Source organism: Pseudoalteromonas sp. NCCP-2140 (genome assembly GCF_023708065.1).
Taxonomy (GTDB): Bacteria; Pseudomonadota; Gammaproteobacteria; order Enterobacterales; family Alteromonadaceae; genus Pseudoalteromonas.
This window is the reverse complement of record NZ_BRCZ01000012.1, coordinates 1-17,678: the sequence shown is the minus strand read 5'-3', so window position 1 is coordinate 17,678 and position 17,678 is coordinate 1. Positions and strand designations below refer to the sequence as shown.

Annotated in this window: 22 protein-coding genes and 1 tRNA gene; 12 read left to right on the top strand and 11 right to left on the bottom strand. The window is 42.2% G+C overall.

Translation table 11 applies throughout. From position 1 onward, the window contains the following. The first annotated feature begins 40 nt into the window (after positions 1–40). The 3 genes from NFU46_RS17705 (at position 41) to NFU46_RS17695 (ending at position 1,576) form a co-directional block, all read left to right on the top strand. Positions 41–133: transfer RNA gene (locus NFU46_RS17705), tRNA-Ser, on the top strand. 108 nt (positions 134–241) lie between these two features. Beyond that, positions 242–742 (top strand): DUF4124 domain-containing protein, encoded by a 501-nt coding sequence (locus NFU46_RS17700; RefSeq protein WP_175083134.1) that lies wholly within the window; start codon positions 242–244, stop codon positions 740–742. A gap of 69 nt (positions 743–811) precedes the next feature. After that, on the top strand, positions 812–1,576 hold the full coding sequence (locus tag NFU46_RS17695) for an MBL fold metallo-hydrolase (protein WP_055199252.1): 765 nt from the start codon (positions 812–814) through the stop codon (positions 1,574–1,576). Here NFU46_RS17695 and NFU46_RS17690 read toward each other — a convergent pair. Next, complete coding sequence (locus NFU46_RS17690; RefSeq protein WP_251603686.1) at positions 1,548–2,666, bottom strand: aminotransferase class V-fold PLP-dependent enzyme; 1,119 nt, start codon at positions 2,664–2,666, stop codon at positions 1,548–1,550. The genes NFU46_RS17695 and NFU46_RS17690 overlap by 29 nt on opposite strands. Next, a complete protein-coding gene (locus NFU46_RS17685) occupies positions 2,666–3,835 on the bottom strand; it encodes a monodechloroaminopyrrolnitrin synthase PrnB family protein (protein ID WP_054563718.1) in 1,170 nt (389 codons plus the stop codon). Before NFU46_RS17685 ends, NFU46_RS17690 begins: the two co-directional genes overlap by 1 nt. Before the next feature lie 113 nt (positions 3,836–3,948). Between NFU46_RS17685 and NFU46_RS17680 the strand changes: the two genes are divergently transcribed. From NFU46_RS17680 to NFU46_RS17670, 3 genes are all read left to right on the top strand, one after another. Beyond that, positions 3,949–4,410 carry an Lrp/AsnC family transcriptional regulator gene (locus NFU46_RS17680; protein WP_062566269.1) on the top strand — a complete coding sequence of 154 codons (462 nt, stop codon included), beginning with the start codon at positions 3,949–3,951 and terminating at the stop codon, positions 4,408–4,410. A gap of 68 nt (positions 4,411–4,478) precedes the next feature. Continuing rightward, on the top strand, positions 4,479–5,846 hold the full coding sequence (locus NFU46_RS17675; RefSeq protein WP_251603684.1) for a carboxylesterase: 1,368 nt from the start codon (positions 4,479–4,481) through the stop codon (positions 5,844–5,846). Next, complete coding sequence (locus NFU46_RS17670; RefSeq protein WP_251603682.1) at positions 5,843–6,982, top strand: GNAT family N-acetyltransferase; 1,140 nt, start codon at positions 5,843–5,845, stop codon at positions 6,980–6,982. The genes NFU46_RS17675 and NFU46_RS17670 overlap by 4 nt, the downstream gene beginning before the upstream one ends. Here the strand turns inward: NFU46_RS17670 and NFU46_RS17665 are convergent. Next, on the bottom strand, positions 6,959–7,549 hold the full coding sequence (locus tag NFU46_RS17665; protein ID WP_251603680.1) for a DUF938 domain-containing protein: 591 nt from the start codon (positions 7,547–7,549) through the stop codon (positions 6,959–6,961). The genes NFU46_RS17670 and NFU46_RS17665 overlap by 24 nt on opposite strands. A gap of 183 nt (positions 7,550–7,732) precedes the next feature. Between NFU46_RS17665 and NFU46_RS17660 the strand changes: the two genes are divergently transcribed. The 5 genes from NFU46_RS17660 (at position 7,733) to NFU46_RS17640 (ending at position 10,834) form a co-directional block, all read left to right on the top strand. After that, the gene (locus NFU46_RS17660) at positions 7,733–7,927 is read left to right on the top strand and encodes a hypothetical protein (protein ID WP_054554610.1); all 195 of its coding nucleotides are present in this window, start codon (positions 7,733–7,735) and stop codon (positions 7,925–7,927) included. A gap of 106 nt (positions 7,928–8,033) precedes the next feature. Then, positions 8,034–8,399, top strand: coding sequence for a hypothetical protein (locus NFU46_RS17655; RefSeq protein ID WP_251603678.1), 366 nt, complete (start codon positions 8,034–8,036; stop codon positions 8,397–8,399). A gap of 8 nt (positions 8,400–8,407) precedes the next feature. Then, on the top strand, positions 8,408–9,784 hold the full coding sequence (locus tag NFU46_RS17650; protein WP_251603675.1) for an aspartate ammonia-lyase: 1,377 nt from the start codon (positions 8,408–8,410) through the stop codon (positions 9,782–9,784). A gap of 149 nt (positions 9,785–9,933) precedes the next feature. After that, complete coding sequence (locus tag NFU46_RS17645) at positions 9,934–10,419, top strand: hypothetical protein (protein ID WP_054554607.1); 486 nt, start codon at positions 9,934–9,936, stop codon at positions 10,417–10,419. 13 nt (positions 10,420–10,432) lie between these two features. Beyond that, a complete protein-coding gene (locus NFU46_RS17640; protein WP_058585357.1) occupies positions 10,433–10,834 on the top strand; it encodes a hypothetical protein in 402 nt (133 codons plus the stop codon). Here NFU46_RS17640 and NFU46_RS17635 read toward each other — a convergent pair. From NFU46_RS17635 to NFU46_RS17600, 8 genes are all read right to left on the bottom strand, one after another. Continuing rightward, on the bottom strand, positions 10,827–11,012 hold the full coding sequence (locus tag NFU46_RS17635) for a hypothetical protein (RefSeq protein ID WP_251603672.1): 186 nt from the start codon (positions 11,010–11,012) through the stop codon (positions 10,827–10,829). The genes NFU46_RS17640 and NFU46_RS17635 overlap by 8 nt on opposite strands. A gap of 65 nt (positions 11,013–11,077) precedes the next feature. Then, positions 11,078–11,395: a hypothetical protein gene (locus NFU46_RS17630; RefSeq protein WP_054554605.1), complete on the bottom strand. Its 318-nt coding sequence runs from the start codon at positions 11,393–11,395 to the stop codon at positions 11,078–11,080. Next, positions 11,392–12,030, bottom strand: coding sequence for a hypothetical protein (locus NFU46_RS17625; protein WP_055199258.1), 639 nt, complete (start codon positions 12,028–12,030; stop codon positions 11,392–11,394). The genes NFU46_RS17630 and NFU46_RS17625 overlap by 4 nt, the downstream gene beginning before the upstream one ends. Before the next feature lie 71 nt (positions 12,031–12,101). Beyond that, complete coding sequence (locus NFU46_RS17620; protein ID WP_054563727.1) at positions 12,102–12,794, bottom strand: PspA/IM30 family protein; 693 nt, start codon at positions 12,792–12,794, stop codon at positions 12,102–12,104. Between the two features lie 24 nt (positions 12,795–12,818). Beyond that, a complete protein-coding gene (locus NFU46_RS17615; RefSeq protein WP_054563728.1) occupies positions 12,819–13,232 on the bottom strand; it encodes a YjfI family protein in 414 nt (137 codons plus the stop codon). A gap of 79 nt (positions 13,233–13,311) precedes the next feature. Then, on the bottom strand, positions 13,312–14,964 hold the full coding sequence (locus NFU46_RS17610; RefSeq protein ID WP_371319681.1) for a polyamine aminopropyltransferase: 1,653 nt from the start codon (positions 14,962–14,964) through the stop codon (positions 13,312–13,314). 73 nt (positions 14,965–15,037) lie between these two features. Then, complete coding sequence (locus NFU46_RS17605) at positions 15,038–15,937, bottom strand: DUF350 domain-containing protein (RefSeq protein WP_251603669.1); 900 nt, start codon at positions 15,935–15,937, stop codon at positions 15,038–15,040. Positions 15,938–15,967: 30 nt separating this feature from the next. Beyond that, positions 15,968–16,900 (bottom strand): hypothetical protein, encoded by a 933-nt coding sequence (locus NFU46_RS17600; protein WP_058585354.1) that lies wholly within the window; start codon positions 16,898–16,900, stop codon positions 15,968–15,970. A 469-nt stretch (positions 16,901–17,369) separates the two neighbouring features. Here NFU46_RS17600 and NFU46_RS17595 point away from each other — a divergent pair. Next, positions 17,370–17,678: transposase (locus NFU46_RS17595; RefSeq protein WP_251603666.1), on the top strand; the 309-nt coding region annotated here is incomplete at its 3' end.

Here is a 17,678-nt window from a genome sequence, read left to right as displayed (position 1 = left end):
GTTGATTAATTTCAGCAAATTACAATCAGAATTATGCGCTGGAGAGGTGGCCGAGTGGCCGAAGGCGCTCCCCTGCTAAGGGAGTATAGGGTTTGTAGCTCTATCGAGGGTTCGAATCCCTCCTTCTCCACCATTTTATTATTAAAAACCGCTTTTAAGCGGTTTTTTTATGCCCGAAAACTTGCACACTTCATTATATTTCATGCATGCTAAGTATCTATTTGCTACACAAAGTGATGCTATGTTTCGTTTTGCATTTTTTACTCTTGCCCTATTTGCCAGCGCCTACAGTCAAGCCACTATTTATAAGTGCATGATTGACGGGGTTGCCACTTTTACAGAGCAGCCTTGTGGAAAAGATGCAGTAATCGTGAAAATTGCACCGCCACCAGCAAGTAGCCAAACACCAGCTACAGAGCAACCGCAAAAACCACAAAAGCCTGCCGACTTAAGTGTTGAAGATTATTTAAAAATTCAAAAAGCCGATCGTGAAATAGACCGCCTTCAACTAGAAATTAAAGAACTACAAAAACAACAAAGTGAGCGCATCGATAAACTCAATAATATGACGCAAGATGCCGCAAATAGGTTAGGCGCAGCCTCTATTGATGATGCTATCAGCAAACAAAGTGAGCGTATTAACGCTTACTATAAAAGCCAAATCAGCATCCTCGAAAAACAAGTAGCACAGCTAGAAGAAAACAAAAAGCAGCTCAAAGAGCGAGGCACGCAATCCAATTAGCTTAACTTACCAAAACTAGTCAGACATGATATAACAACATTTGCTGATTTAGTTTAGGGGTCAATTGTTTTGCACATTCACACGCTCGAAGGTTATATTCAAAATATCTATTTAGTTGAATATCCAGATAAATTGATGCTGCTTGATGGGTGTTGCCGTGCTGATGTTGATACTGTATTTGACTATATTACCGAACAACTCAAGCGTCCCATCACTGACTTAAAACTGATTGTTGTCACCCATATGCACCCAGATCATGCCGGTGGAGCGCATGCACTAAGAAAGTTAAGCGGCGGCAAAATAGCGACGTCGAATGCTCCAGGTCAATGGTATAGAGGCATTGATGGTTTCTTAATGCATTTAACCGATATCGCTTTGGCTTGGTGGGTCGCAGGTAGGTTAAATAAAAAACGCCACAACCTTTGGTACAGCCGCCATCTAGATGCAGATTATTACCTTGCTACTGATGCAACCCTACCCGGCTTTGACGATTGGCAAGCACTACATAGCCCAGGTCACACTGACCGAGATATTAGCCTGTATCATATTCCTAGCGAGCGAATTTACATTGCTGATTTACTAGTAAAAGTAAAAGGGCAGCTTGTGCCACCCTTTCCTGTTTTTTACCCAAAGCTGTATTTAAGCTCTTTGTTAATGCTAAAAGCGCTACAACCAAAACGGATTATGTTTGCCCACAGCAACGAAGTAAGTATTGATGACATCGACTTTGAGCAAATTTTAGCGCTGGTCCCCGAAAAACCAATGACGCACTGGCGTTCCGTTAAAGCAAAGGCTCGACAAGCACTTAATTTAAAGCGCTTTTCACAGTCGTGATAAAAGTATCTATATCCTGCTGATCATTATAAATATGAGCAGAGACTCTTAAGCCTAAGTGACGTTCATCAACCGCAATATTCGCTGCAATAAGCGCAGCTTTAACAGCCGCTTGTTGCTCGCCAAAATGCATAATAGCCGTACCAGAGCATTTGTCAGCCTGTATGGGTGAGCGCATATAATCAGCTAATTGATCATGAAACTGAGCGAGCATTGCTAAGTTATGAGCGCGTACTTTCTCAATACCAAGATCAGCAAAGTAATTAATACTATGCGAAGCCAAAATATAAGGTGCAACTGAAGGGGTACCGCCCCAAAAGCGTAACGCGGTTTGATGATAAGCAAAGTGCTTAATATCAAACTCAAACGGATTTTGATGAGAAAACCAGCCAACATCTTGTGGCTGACAAAGTGATAGCTGCTTGCTGTTAACCCATAAATAAGCAGCACCCGGTCCCCCACATAACCATTTTACACTCGAGCCCAACATAAAATCGGCATCAAGCTTAGTTAAGTCGACCTCTAAAATACCCGCAGACTGCGCAACATCAAGTAAGCTCAATGTGTTGTGTTGCTTTGCGATATTGATAATTTCGTTAATAGGCGCTTGCTGACCCGTATTTGAATAAACATGGCTTATAAAGACTAAATCAATATCATTATTTGCTAAATATGACTGCCAAACCTGCGCATCAGTTAAATCTTCATGCTTACCAATAAACACGATTTCAGCACTTTCAGGTAGGGCTTTTTGCATCGCAAAACCCATGCTTGGAAAGTCACTTTCTGCCATTAACACTTTGCAATTTTCTTGTTGCAGTCGTGGGTGCGACATCAACAGCTTGGTTAAACCACTCGATAAGTTAACTTGTGGACAAAATAACTCACTTTGCGAGTTAAATAATTTAGCGAGACTACTCGTAAATGCCTCAACACCTTGCAACCACTGTTGCCATGGTTCTTTATTTTCATTTTGCCAAGCAGCAAAAAACTGCTGATGAAAATGCTGCTCAGCAGATTTTAAGGGTCGCCCCACAGAGTGGTTGAGCAAATAGCTGCCTTGTGGAATTACGAAATCGTTTTTGTTCATTACTTAATCCACTGTTTTAACTTAGTTAAATCATCAAACCGAGTTCGAATATCGTCCCTTTTTGCTGCCGCACGGCGATCACGTAACTGCTCTAGTGAGTTAAGTAACACATGCAAAGGCGGCCCACTGGCTGTGACTTTATCCATATGTTGTTGCTGCATTTGCTGTGAAGGCTGCGCTATGTATTTACTGACCAACTGATTATGGTGGCCAATGGCTGTATCACCATGCAGTTTACACACTTGAATGAACAGCTTTAAGTTAGTTTGTAACCATTCGCTATCGCGCTCAGCTTCTGCTGCTAAAAAGTCATCCATAATGCTTGTCATACGCATGCTTTCACGCAGGATCTGCTGATCTTCAGGCATCATATACAAGAATTTATCCACCAGCATTTGCGAGTAACTAGGTTCATTAGCAAAACAAAGACCAAGCAGTAAATCAATAACATTAATGCCCGCAAAATCACCAGCATTCGCGCCACGATATACCTCTTTACCTACTCGATACGGCTTGTAATACGGGCGTACACAATAGAAAAAGCGGTCTGTATCGAGCTTGTTGTATAACGTATTATTCGACTCAATCACATCAAGCAATGCTTGTTTTGCCACTGCGAGTAAATCTGCCGCGATAGGGTGTGATATCCCTAACGGCTGAATTTTTAATAAAGCATCTGCCGCGCGCTTATACGCTAAAATGCCCTTGGTATTGTAATCGATAAAGATTTTCTCATCTTCAAGGTCAGTAAAGCGCTTATACAAACCATCAACCGCTTTATTGTGGGTTGTTAAATGCGCCGTTGCAAAACGCGGGGTAACACCAATAGATGCACCAATGTGCATTGCCAACGCAGAAGCTTCAACAAGCGGTGAGCTTGTTTCACGAGAAGGCTCTGTTATCTCATGGCGACGGCATGCCGCCATATACAAGCCAACATTACCTAATAAGTCAAAGGCATTATCAAAGCCTTCATCGGTATTGCCCTCTGCCAGTAAGGCACGAATATGCTCATTACCTTCTTGCTCTAATTGACGTTTAAGGTGCTCACCGACACCCTCTACATTCGCTTTATCGTCTTGTTGCCAATATAGTTTTTCTAATTCGCTGTTGATCTCAACAAAACGGGTGCGAAGCCAGCTATCAAATGCCTTAGTGTTCTCAGTCACAGGCTCACTCCAAAATAATTTTATTGCGATAATGTTAACAGAGTTCAATGAGTGCTAATCGCCAAAATATAGACTAGAATCCATCTAGATTAGTGAAAATCACTCAAATAAAAATGAAATTAGATAAAAAAGACCAACAATTACTTAATGCTTTACAGGATAATGCGAGAACTTCTGTCTCAGAGCTGGCACACTCGGTTAGCCTGTCCGATACCCCTTGCCTACGCCGCATTAAAAAGCTCGAATCAGCAAATGTGATCAGTGGTTACCATGCTGCCATCAATCCTAAAGCCGTTGATTTAAATGTGTCTGTGTATGCCTTTGTTCGCTTAAACCAGAACTCTGTTGCCGCTGCTGAGCAATTTGAACAGCAGGTTGAGAAACTTGACCATGTACTTGAGTGTTCCGTTATTTCAGGCAGTTATGATTACCTACTGAAGATCGTTGCCGCTGATTTAGAAAGCTATGAAAGCTTTGTGAAACATAAATTAGGTAGTATTGATTGTATTGCTAACATCGAATCGACAGTAGTCTTAAAACAAGCGTTCACTAAGCGTCATTTACCACTCGCTTGACGCAGCTTGCTTGCAAATAAAACACAACTCGATAAGCTAAAAACAGGCTTTAAAAGGATTCTTAAAATATGAAATTCATCAACTTAGTTGCTATCTCTTGGGCCATCAGTGGACTCTTTAGCAGCTCATTAATGGCGCAGCAACAAACCTGCCTTACTCAGCTTGAAGACCAAGAACTGATGATGAAAAGTAAGCGCGAAGGACTATTTAGAGAGCCATTACCACGCACCCATAGCACCTTTAGTTATAATATCGAGCAAGCATTTAGTGACTATTTAACCGCTGCTTACCTGCAAATTAGTAGCGAAAACCCGCGTGCTAGTTTGCCATGCCCTGTTTACACAGACACCTATCAGCAGCTTGTTGCACAAGGCTCTCGACCAGCTAACGCGACTGTTGCCGATTTAATAAGCCCATTTGAACTTAAACAGGCCAATAGCCGTAAAGCAGTGCTCTTGATCCACGGTTTAACCGACTCACCCTTTACCTATCACGACCTTGCACAAGTGTATTATCAACAAGGGTATACGGTACGCACAATTTTACTACCTGGGCATGGTACCGCTCCTGCAGCACTTAGAGACATAGATGCCGATGATTGGCAAAAGGCTAGCGTGTATGCCATTGAGCGCACATTAAAAGACTTTGATCAGGTGATATTAGGGGGCTACTCAACCGGTGCTGCACTGGTTATTGATTACTTAACTCAAGGCCCGGTCGATAATAAAATTACTGCTGCTATGTTGTTTTCACCTGCAAGCGAGCCACACAATAAAAACGGTTGGCTAGCGAAATGGGTCGATGCGATTCCATTTGTAAATTGGATTGATAAAGACGCGGACCTTGATTTTGCCAAGTATGAGTCGTTTCCATTTAGTGCAGCCTCAGCTAGTCACGAAGCAATGAGCCGTATTAGCCTTGATGAACTACGTCATCGCCAACTCCCTAATGTAGCGATATTTAGCACCTTTAGTGATGTTGACACCACAATAGATAACCAAGCGACCTTTAAAATTTTAACTAAGCTACACGACCCAAAAACGCGCAAGAATAACCAGCTTGATCGGCTTGTATACTATGGTGATGACAATAATATCCCAGCCAGCTTTCCAGCTGATTACCAAATAATTCGTGATTACTGCGACACCGATGACTGTAAAAAAATCAAAGGAATGTCACATATTGGTATTGTTAATAAGCCCAGCAACCCTTACTACGGTCGCACAGCATTGTATCGCAATTGCGGCAGCTACTTAGATGACGACACGCTTTATACAGCCTGCAAATACCAAAAAGACGTTGTGATGGGTGAACGAACAGCCGAAAATTTACAAGCGCACAAACCCTTTGCGCGACTCACGTTTAACCCTTATTTCGATAAGCTTGCTATGCATATCAACGGTTTCATCAAAGATATTGAATCGGCTGCACAATGAGTGAGTTTAGTCACCGCTGGTTTAATCGAATAAGTGAGATTGATGCCACTCTTTGGCAGTCATTTTTTAATGATACACCCTTTACTGATCACGCTTTTTTAGCTGCTTTAGAACAAACTGGCTGTGTGAGTGAAGAATCGGGTTGGCAACCTATGCACCTAGCAATTTACCAGCAAGAACAGGTCATAGCCTTACTACCCGGGTATCTAAAACACCACTCTTATGGTGAATATGTATTTGACTGGGCTTGGGCTGAAGCCTATCAACAACATGGCTTAGAGTATTACCCCAAATGGCTGTGTGGCGTACCATTCACACCTATTGCTGGGCAAAGAATTTGTATAAATCACGATAACCCCACTGAAGTCTATGCTTACACTCAGCATGTACTCACAGCAACAGCAGCGCAGTTAGGCTGGTCAGGTTGGCATATAAATTTTTGCCACCAGCAACAAGCGACTGCATTAACTAGCGATACCGTAATGCAACGTCATGGCGTGCAGTTTCAGTGGTTTAATGAAGGCTATAATGACTTTGAGGACTTTTTAGCTTCACTCACCGCAAGAAAGCGTAAATCGCTCAAAAAAGAACGCGCTAAAATAGCTGAACAACAGATAACCATAGAATGGCTCGAAGGTGCTGACATCAACAAACAGCATATGCAGAAATTTAGTCATTTTTACCGCCAAACCTATTTGAAGCGCTCAGGCCACAATGGTTATTTGAATACCGCCTTTTTTGAGTTATTACAGCAAAGCATGGCCGACAAACTGGTGTTAATGTTCGCTAAGTATCAAGGAGAAGTGATTGCCGCCACACTCAGTTTTAAAGATCAGAACTGTTTATACGGTCGATACTGGGGAACAAATTATGAGCTTGATAGTTTGCACTTTGAGCTTTGCTATTACCAAGGCATTGAATACTGCATTGCCAACAAACTTAAACAGTTCCATTCTGGCGCACAAGGTGAGCATAAAATAAGTCGCGGTTTTAAGCCCGTATCTACCTATTCACTGCATCATATTCAGCACACTGAGTTTGCAGCTGCCATTAGCGATTTTATTACTAGAGAACGCCAACATATGGCGCTCTATAAAGCCCATTGCGAAAGCTTACTGCCTTTTAAACAGCAATAATTGGTTATTCGCTGGCATTTGCACATCTTCAACCAAGGCTAAGCCAGCTTGCTCTGCAAGTTGGCAAATCGCTTCAAAATCACGAATCGCACTATTTGCATCTTGCTGTTTTAAAAACGCATCGAATTCAGCATTACTAGCACTGGTAAACTTACCTTGGTACTTAAATGGTCCATAAATACACAACTTACCTTTTGGCGCTAAATGCTTTGCTACACCTTGGAAAAAGCGTTCCACCAGTGGCCAGCTAATAATGTGCATTGTATTCGCCGTAAAAATGGCATTCACAGTTTCAACCGGCCAAGGATCATTAAGGTCGAGTGTCAGTGGCGCATGCAAGTTAGTTAATGCAGCTTCTTGATGCCATTGTAAAATCCCCGGGTGATTAACCTCGCGATCACTACAATGCCACTGCAAATGTGCTAAATGCGTTGCAAAATGCACACTATGTTGCCCAGTACCTGAGCCGACTTCTAATACATCCGTCACATCAGAAAAGAACTCTGCTAATACGTTTAAAATAGGTAATTTGTTGTTTTCACAGGCTTGAGAGAAGGGTTTATCCATACAAATTAGTGCACCATGTTTGGTAATTAGTGCACAACAGTAAAGCAAAAATAAATAATAAAGTCGCGGTGAATTTATTAGTTAAAAATATAAAACTATAATTTTCAACAAGTTAAATTTATTGATCAATATTGGTACAGCTTATGCTATTTCTTAAGTGAGTTAACCAATAGGAGCAATATTATGTATATCTCACCCTACACCGCTGTAGATGCAGCACTTGCAGCCAGCGAACGTGCTGAAAGCGAAAAAGCCGCCTTAACAAGTTGTGACGACAGAGCAACCGTGATCGATCTTCTTTCTCAATGTAACAAAGAAAATGTACAGGCGCCGAAAAAACATGAAACAGACCAGATTTTTATTCTCGGCTACAATTAATCACACACAGTTAATCCATTCAGTCTTAGCTTCATTATATAAGACTTGCACTAAAACCGATTAACTGTAATGATAACAATTATCATTACAGTTAATCGGTTTTTCTATGCACTCTCACAATGCTATGCTCCATTATCAGCGGCAAATGAAATGTGTTTGCCAAAGACCTGGGCTACATGCCCCTGCACTTGTTGGTAACTATGTTGAAGCGGGTTTAAACATTTCACGCTATTACGAAAAGCATCACAACTTTATTTTGCAAGAGCTGTATCTAAGACGCACCTTTCATGAACTACTTGAAAAGATGTGTGATTCATTAGTGCATAATGCAATTCGTAAACAATGTTTAGCTCAGCTTTATAAACCGCAACTTGCGCTAAAGCGTTACTACAAAACTCATAACTGTATTGAAAAGTATTTCAGTTTGGAGCGAGAAGCGTGCCTTCTCAGCCAAGAATTTAACCCGATTTAGGAGTGTTTATGAGCCAATTTAGAACCGAATCAGATAGCATGGGTGAGCTACAAGTCCCTGCGAATGCTTTGTATCAAGCTCAAACGCAACGCGCTATCAACAATTTTCAAATTAGTGGCTTAGCCATGCCTAAGCAATTTATCACCGCCCTCGCCTACATTAAGCAAGCTGCAGCGCAAAGTAATGCTGCTTTAGGCCATTTGAGCCAAGGTAAAGCCAAAGCCATTGAGCAAGCATGCCAAGAGGTCATCGATGGTAAGCATTTTTCAGAGTTTCCTGTTGATGTATTTCAGACAGGCTCTGGCACTAGCTCAAATATGAATGCCAATGAAGTCATTGCAACGCTGGCGAGCCAATTTGCAGGCGAAACCGTTCACCCCAACGATGATGTAAACATGGGACAAAGCTCAAATGATGTGATCCCCACTGCGATTGCTGTAAGTAGCGCTATTAACATCATTTATGAGCTGTTTCCTAAACTCGATAAACTCAGTCAAAGCCTACAAAACAAACAAGCCGAAGTGGGCCATATTGTTAAAACCGGCCGCACACATTTAATGGATGCTATGCCGGTGAGTTTTGCACAAACACTGGCGGCATGGCAGTTACAAGTGGATCATGCAATGGCTGGTATTCGCCAAGCACTGGAGCGAGTTTGTGAACTTGCACAAGGTGGCACAGCAGTTGGTACCGGTATTAATGCCGACCCTGCGTTTGCCGGTGAGTTTTGCCAACACTTGAGTGAGAATGTGGGTATTCGCTTTAGCCCAAGCAAAAACTTCTTTTATAACATCGGTTCACAAGATGCCATTGTTGCGCTGTCAGGTCAGCTAAAGGTACTTGCTGTAGCACAAATGAAAATAGCCAATGACTTACGCTGGATGAACTCCGGCCCTCTTGCAGGGCTTGGAGAAATTGAGCTTGAGGCTTTACAACCGGGCTCATCAATTATGCCGGGTAAAGTAAACCCTGTGATCCCTGAAGCGGCCGCTATGGTCAGCGCACAAGTAATTGGCAATGACGCGACCATTACAGTGGCTGGTCAAGCGGGTAACTTTGAGCTCAATGTAATGCTGCCTGTGATTGCCTTAAACATTTTGCAAAGTATCGAACTGTTAGCAAATAGCAGTGAAGCACTGGCAGATAAAGCGATTGCCAGCTTTAAAGTAAACCAAAGCAATGTTGATAAAGCGCTCGCTAAAAACCCAATTCTGGTTACTGCACTTAATCCGGTGATCGGCTATAGCAAAGCCGCAAAAATTGCCAAATTAGCTTATCAAGAAGGTCGTCCTATTATTGATGTTGCTGCTGAGCATACGGATATTTCGCGCGAAGAACTGAGCGAGTTACTGAACCCTGCCAAACTAACCCAAGGTGGTTTGTAATACCTATTTAATGCAGATAGGTGTAAAACTTTTATCTTACTGTAGCTCTGTGAATACAGAGCTACTTACTGAAAGCTAACGTTTTTATTGCTCCACTTTGAGCAATGTGTATGATAGTGAGTACTTATTCAACGATTTTTAGGTATGTTATGCGCTATCCACTATTGGCAATTTTATTTCCTGTGTTATTAACTGCGTGCTCGGACGCTGCAACTAATGAGCAAGCCGAATCAACGGCAACCAGCAATAAACTTGTCGAGGCACCAAAAGCCGTTGAAATAAAAAACGCTGAGGAAGTGACCAAAGCAGCCCCAGATAAAGCCACTATTAGCTCTGCCCATGAGCAACTTAAACAATTAATCGATGATCCAAGCTGTGACAACAGCAGCCAATGTAAAGTATTACCTGTTGGTAGTCGTGCTTGTGGCGGCCCAAGTAGCTTCATTGTTTATTCAACCAAAACAGCTGACACGGCTGAGGTTGAAAAACTTGCAAAAGATATCACCGCCCTTGAAAAGCAATTTAACGCAGCAAACGACATGATGAGTATTTGTCAGCATCTAACCGCACCAGGTGCGCAGTGTTCTGAGAATACTTGTGTTAGAATCGAAGGCTCAGCGGCAAGTGTATACTAAGGAATAAGCAATAATGGTTCGTTCATCGACTTTCAAGAAACTTTTCATCACCACAACTGTGTTAGCAAGCATTGCTTTAAGCGGTTGCGAAACAACAACGTCGGGTAGTTCTGCGCGCGTTGATCTAGGTGATTTAAACGATCAGCTGAACGATATCGTTAGCAATAATAGCTGTACTGCGAGTTTTCAATGTAAGGTGTTAGAAGTTGGTGAGCGGGCATGTGGTGGCCCAAGTCGCTATGTGGTTTATTCAACATTAAACAACACACAAGAGCAAGCAGAGCAACTTGCAGAGCGAATTACAGCGGCTGAGAAGTCATCTGATCAAGCATTAACTGTTAACGATTGCTCACCAGTTCTGCCTGTACAATCTCTGTGTATTTCACAGCAGTGCCAAGCAATCGAGATTAAGTAAACAATACAATAAGGCCGGATACTATCACCACGCTGATGATACAAATCCCGGCCTTATATATGTATTTAACCTGCATTGTATTATGCACCCAGTAAGCATAAATGTAGCGAACAAAGTAACTTGCTGCAGTACCAAATAATGCAAAAATAACTAAATACGCAAGTAAAATAATATCCACAGTCATGCCACTTCTTTAAAACATCTAGTCTCAGTGTAAGGGCTTAAAGAAGTAAAGGCAAAACCTTAGCTTTTTTTACTGTGTTCAATGAGTAATTCAGCCACGCGCTGCTTCACAGCACGCTTATCATCGGCTGCAACACCAAAGCGCTCAGCCAATAAAGCAATCTCTTCATCATTTAAGTTAAACGATAAACGCTGTCTGGTTTTTTTCGACTTAACGTCGAGCTCCAAAATCTTACGGATCATATCTGATGGCGTAAGCTCTTGGTCAATGGCTTGCTTCTTAATTGATTTTTGCACTTCAGAGCTTAAATCAAACGCCATTTGCGTGGCTCTAACGGCTTGCTCCTGACGCTGCCATTTGGCTTTTGCATCACTCACTTGGCATCCCCAGGAAATAAGTCAACAATATCGCTAATTGGTCTGGTTAACGTCAGTGATACCTCTGTTTCACCGCCTTCCCAAATCTCAATATTTAAACTATGCGATTCATCATCTGAGCTTAAACAGATCATTTCACACGGTTCACCGCCTTCATCTTCATAACGAGGTAAAGGCTTATTACGGTAGTCCTTATTATGGAAATAACACACATAAGGCGCTTCTGATTGCTTGTAGCTCGATGCTAAAAAGTGACTAAAACGCTCCGGACTATTTTGCACGTTAATTGCCGTTAATTCGTCTTCATCAAAAATACGAGCGAACTCATCAAGGGTAAAAATCTCATCAACATCGTCGCGTTGAATTTTGATCGCAAAATTTGCCCATTGCTCACCGTCATCTGATTCAATTTGCAAAAACACCACTTGGCCAGATTCACTCTCGAGTACCAACTCATACTCTGCACTACGTTGGTACTGATACGTTTGCACATCAATAACACGCAATGTCTGTCCTTTTAACCAGCTTGGGTAAGCGAACGAATCAATCACCGTCAGCATATCACCAACGAGTAATTGGCTTGGATCAGTAAGCTGACGCTCTGGTGCTTTTTTAGATTTGAAAAAGTTAAACATTGGCTGACTCCTTGTTGAAGCAAAAAAGGTAACCCAGTGCGTGGGTTACCTTTTGTCTTTGTGTTAACTGATTAGCTATTTTGTTTTGCTTTAATACGCGCCAGAATATCCGCGCTTTTCGGGTTGGTATCACCAATACCCGCTTCAGCCATTTTCGCTTTTAAATCATCGCCATTAGTATCAGCTTCTAATTGCTTAGCCGCACCTAACTGGTCTTGGCGGTCTTGCTGACGCTGCTTAATACGCTCTAGAGACTCACGTGCTGATGTCATTGATGAGCTATTAGTATTTAGCGTGCTATTAACAGCCATTGTTGCTTGCTGCACACTCTCTGTCGTTTTAACCATCGTTAATTGACGTTGGTTTTCTTTAATCGACTTTTCAGCATCTTTAACTTGCTGCTTTAGTTGCACAATGTGGTTACTAAAACCAGCTAACACTTCTTCGTGCTCTGCTTTCTCAGCTTCAAAATCACCGATTTTTTCTGCGATTTCTAATGCTAGCGCTTCATTGCCTTTTTCAAGTGCTTGACCTGCATACGCTTCATGTTCTGCAATTGATGCATCTAGTGCGCTAATTTTACGCTTCGTTTGCATCTCTTTTGCCATTACTTCAGTCAGGCTTTTTTTAGCGCGTTGTAGGGCATTTTGTGCATCAGCAATTTCTTGTTCAAAGATACGGATACCGTTTGCATCAACAATTGCTTGTCCTGCTTCACGAGCGCCACCACGTACAGCTGTAAATAGTTTCTTTAAAATACTCATAATCTTAACTCCAGAAATTGCTAATTAATCGTTTAAATAAATGGTCACGGCTTCAAGTGCATCAATCGCATTGTCTGCCAGTGTTACCAACTCATGGGTAATATCATCAAACGATGAATTAACCGATAACGCGCCAAAAATAGCGTATTTATCATCAATTTTTGCAAATGCGCTTAATGGGATTGGTACATTTAAACGTAGTAACGTTTCGTTTAACTCATTACGCATATCTGCTTGTACTTCGTTTTCAGCAAACAGGTAGCTAATACACAGTAATTGCTCTTCTGTTTGAGTAACAAAGATAGGTAACTCATCATTCCCATCGACGATAACTTGTAACACATCTTGCTCACCTTCGTTGGCAATCAAGAAAGACTCAAAGCTCACACCTTCTGTTTCAAAAGAAGCCAGTTTGATTGATAGTTCATTTAATTCCATGTCTCACCTTTTTACGTTTTGACATATTATGTCTGAGTTAAGATTTGCATAGCCGACATATTATGTCAACTATAAAATATCAATTTTTGTACAATTCGGTTTCAACTTGCCACGCTTGGCGGTAATAATCATATAAGGTTCCTGAACCTAATCTATTGACTTCAATCGTGTTTACTTGTTCAAAAAAATGATTCGGAAACACAAAAGAAGCCAATAAATATTCTTTGCTTACCCAACGAGATGGCACCGGTAATTCGTTAGTTTCGCGAATTCGCTGACTTGCTGATTTGCCAGCGGTGGTCGCGATAGTCCAACCCCATTGACCAAACGAAGGAATATTTTGTTGGTATTGCTCAACATAACCAAAGCCAGCAGCTTTCATTGTTTTAGCAATACTTAAAAATGCTTTCTTCGCATGATAAGGCGATGTTGATTGCACAGCCACAGCCCCATCAGGTGCCAACAACTGACGCACATGATTATAAAAATAATCACTGTACATCTTATTAAGATCAGGATGATTAGGGTCTGGTAGGTCAATTAAAATAGTGTCAAAGCGCTCGCCTTTTGCCAGCATTGCTTCGACTTCTAAAAAGGCATCTGCAATGCGAATATCAGCCCGGGGATCGCTCATAGAATGTTTATTTAGCGCTGTTAAACGTGTTCTGATTTTCTCTGGCGCATCATAGTCGCCAACATCATTACCAAATAAGTTTAACAGCTGACCATCTAAGTCAACCAGAGTGACATGCTCTACTGGCCACTTCAGAACATCACGTAATGCAAGCCCGTCACCGCCACCGATGATCAACACGCGGTCATGGCGATTTGAGGCCAACATAGCAGGATAGACAAGCATTGAATGATAAATTTGCTCATCCACACTTGAGAATTGTAAACGGCCATTGAGGTAAAGATCGGTAATCGCATTGGGCTGATTGCGGCTCAAACGCTCAGTTAAAACTAGGTGCTGATACTTAGTTGCTTGCGAGTAGATAACTTTATCTTTGTATAAAACATTGCTTAGGTTTTTCATCCAGCTGGTGCCAAGCACGAGCACAAACGCAAAAAACACCAACAACAGCACATGGCAAACTAGCAGTAGCTTAGCGAAGCGAACATGTTGATGATAGCGCCATAAAAACACGAGACCAGCAATAATATTAAACAACGCCGTCCAAGCTGCTGCTTGCATAATTGGCATAGCAAGCATAATGCTCACCCAAATAGCAGCACCGACACCGGCACCGATATAATCCGCCCCGTAAATAGTTCCCGCATTATTTTCTAAAAAGCGGCCATAAACTTGCTGGCGAATACGCGCAATCAGCGGGATCTCCATACCGATCAATAGCCCGAGTAACAGACCAAACACATAGGGTAAGAAACGTGACCACTCTTGTAGCTTTTCAAATACATAGCCATTAAGTACGGTATCTGCAGGCAAGTTAAAAATTTCGGAGAAGATATGCGGCAATGAATAACTGACAGCGATAACACTCGCTATCGCTAAAATACAGCCCATGCCGACCAAAGCAATTATGCTCTCTAGCCACGCGAAAGCAGTAAATGCATCTTTAAACCAACGTGCTAAAAATGCACCGATACCCATAGCGACAATCATGGTGCCGATCATGGCATAAATGGCACTCTCGACCGAGCCTAAGACACGACCTGCATAATGAGATAGCAGGTATTCATAAATTAGGCCGCACCCAGCGAGTACGGCCATAACAGTTATTAATAGGAAATCATGCCCAAGTAGATTGGCTCTACTTGGGGCGCTTGTTGTAGTAGACACTTAATTAGGCACCTAACAAGGTTGCCATAGTCGAGCCAATCGCAAATGAGATTGCTGCAGAGATAGCTGCTACACCCACGTTCTTCTGGCGGTTCACTTCATCTGAAATATCACAACCAGATAGGATGATTTTGATAGTCACTAAGTGTAGTAAAATGAAAGCAACTAAACTCACTGCAGCACTTAATGCCCAGTAACCTAAACTAGCAACAATGTTGTCAGCCGCATAAGGAGCAATACCTGATGCAGCAGTTAATGCCAATGCACTACCCACTAAAAAGCCAGCGTAACGAATACCTACTGCTAAGTTACCGTCAATAACCGCTTGCTGTAAGCAATCACCACTGCGATTAGTACGCTTGAATAACTGCACTCTATATTGACTGATTAGTAGCATCGCAATGCTGCCAATGGCAAAAGCTGCGATCACAATTTGAATACCATGCCAGCCTTCAGTCGCCACCCAAAATAAAGCTGAGCGAATAACAATAGCCACACTCACCACATGGCCAAAATCAATGAGTGCAGCAGTCGCATTACCTTTTACGATTTCGTCATGCAGGCTCACTTTACGAAGCGCTACCTTGTCTTGGAAGAAGTGACCTAGCTTGATAAGCACAATCGCCATCACACCATAACCTAGCATTTGTAATGCTTCTTGTTGTAAAGTCGGTGCAAATGAGCCGCTGCTCACGCCACTAAGAACAATAGCAAGTGCCACAAGCCCAGCCGCAAAACTAATACCAAAAGCAAAATTGTCACGCTCAGTTATTTCATCATTAGCGTGTAAGTTAGATACCCAGCCTTTAATAAATTTTAGGCTGACAAATAAAGCGATAATGATTGCAAAGTCGATTGCTAAAGCTTGCAACGACCAAGTTGTTATTCCATTAAATTCATACATGTGTTGTAACTCCGGTGGTTATTCTTTTCACTACTTACCGCGGCTAATGCCACGTGATGTTCTGCTCGAGCTGTTACGTAATGACCCAGAGCTTCTACTGTAACTACTGCTAGAAGCATAGCTACTACGTGTGCGTGGCGGCGTATAGCTGCTACGGCTTAATCCAGATGCGCCACTACGCTTCTTGGCATACGGACTAGTGAATTGTTTACCTTGGCGTTGATAAGACTGACGAGTACGTGTCTCTACCGTTTGTTGTGCTTTAATCTGTTTTGGGCTCGAATAACGGTAACGGCCATAGTCATTGTAATAGCTGTACTTTCTGTGACGGCTCCAGCGACCATACTCAACTCGGTCGAATACATCGCCTAACATACGATACATCCCGTACCAAACCCAAAAGCTGGTACCGCTGCTATTCGTTTGCCATTGCCCATAGTTAGGATTACCAACTAACTGGTTACCAACACTTTCACCTTCAGCGGCCTCACTAATTGCGCCAACCCGTGCTAGTGACCCCTGCGACATATCAGCAAGCATATTGATAGGATCTGTCAGCGCATCCTGAAATAAAGACGGTTTGGCAGCATCACGAATAAGATCAAGTTGATGAAGAGTATCTTCATATGGTGGTATTAGATACGTAGACTTAACATCAGCTAAGCGTTGTGTAAGACCTGAATAAATAGCCCCTTCACGAGTCGCATCAAGACTAATTACACGGGCGATCTCAGAAAGTTGCGGTTGCTGCTCAGCAAGCACCTTGCCGTATTGTTTAAGTATCGTCGCATTACGCAAAGAGCCATTATCAAGCGCTGTACCGAGTTGATTTAATTCAACTTCAGCTTTTTCTATGGATTGTTGTATTGTTTGTTTCAGCTGCTCTTCTTTCGACTCACAGCCCATAAGCAAGCTTACCAAACAAAACAGGCTAATAAGTTTCCAAGCTTTTATTTGAGACATTCATGTCACCTGATTGTGGTTTAAAAACGCAAATAGTTTTACATAGCTCAGGTACTAAACCAAGATTAAAATTGCAACAAAGGGTAAATTGGGTCGTGAATTACTAGTTAGCGAGAGTAAAGTTAGAAAGGGGAAAGTTGAAAGAGTAAAGCTTGGAAGTTTGGCGTAGGTTGGGTAGAGCGGAGCGAAACCCAACACATCACAGAGCTTTCAGCCTTCAGCGATCAGCCGATAGGTCGAGGTTCTAGGTTCTAGGCTCTAGGCTCTAGGCTCTAGGCAAAGTGTACTTGTAGGAGATGTATGGACTCCTCCCCCAAATATAGTGAGTACGGTATAAAGAAATTGGACAATTACTTTTACCAATAAGGAATCCATACATGTCAGAATTTAACCTAATTAGTATCGACTTAGCAAAAATGTTTTTCAAGTCGGTAAGTTTTTTCATCAAAACCTACAAAGTAATAAAGCGGTGAGCAGAAAAGAGCTACTGACCATACTCACTACGTCACCTCGCTGTAAAGTTGTTATGGAATCATGTGGCGGTGCTCATTATTGGGCACGCAAAGCGCGTAGTGTTGGTCATGAAGTCGTGATTCTAGACCCTCGATTTGTCAAAGCATTTAGAGTTGGCCAGAAAACGGATGCAAATGATGTCATTGCAATAGCTGCGGCTTCTTTCTCACCCAATGTTCGCCCGTGTAAATCACTGACACAAGCACAGCAAAGTCTACAATCGATAGAGCGAATGCGTGCGTTAGCTGAAAAGCAGAAACGGCAA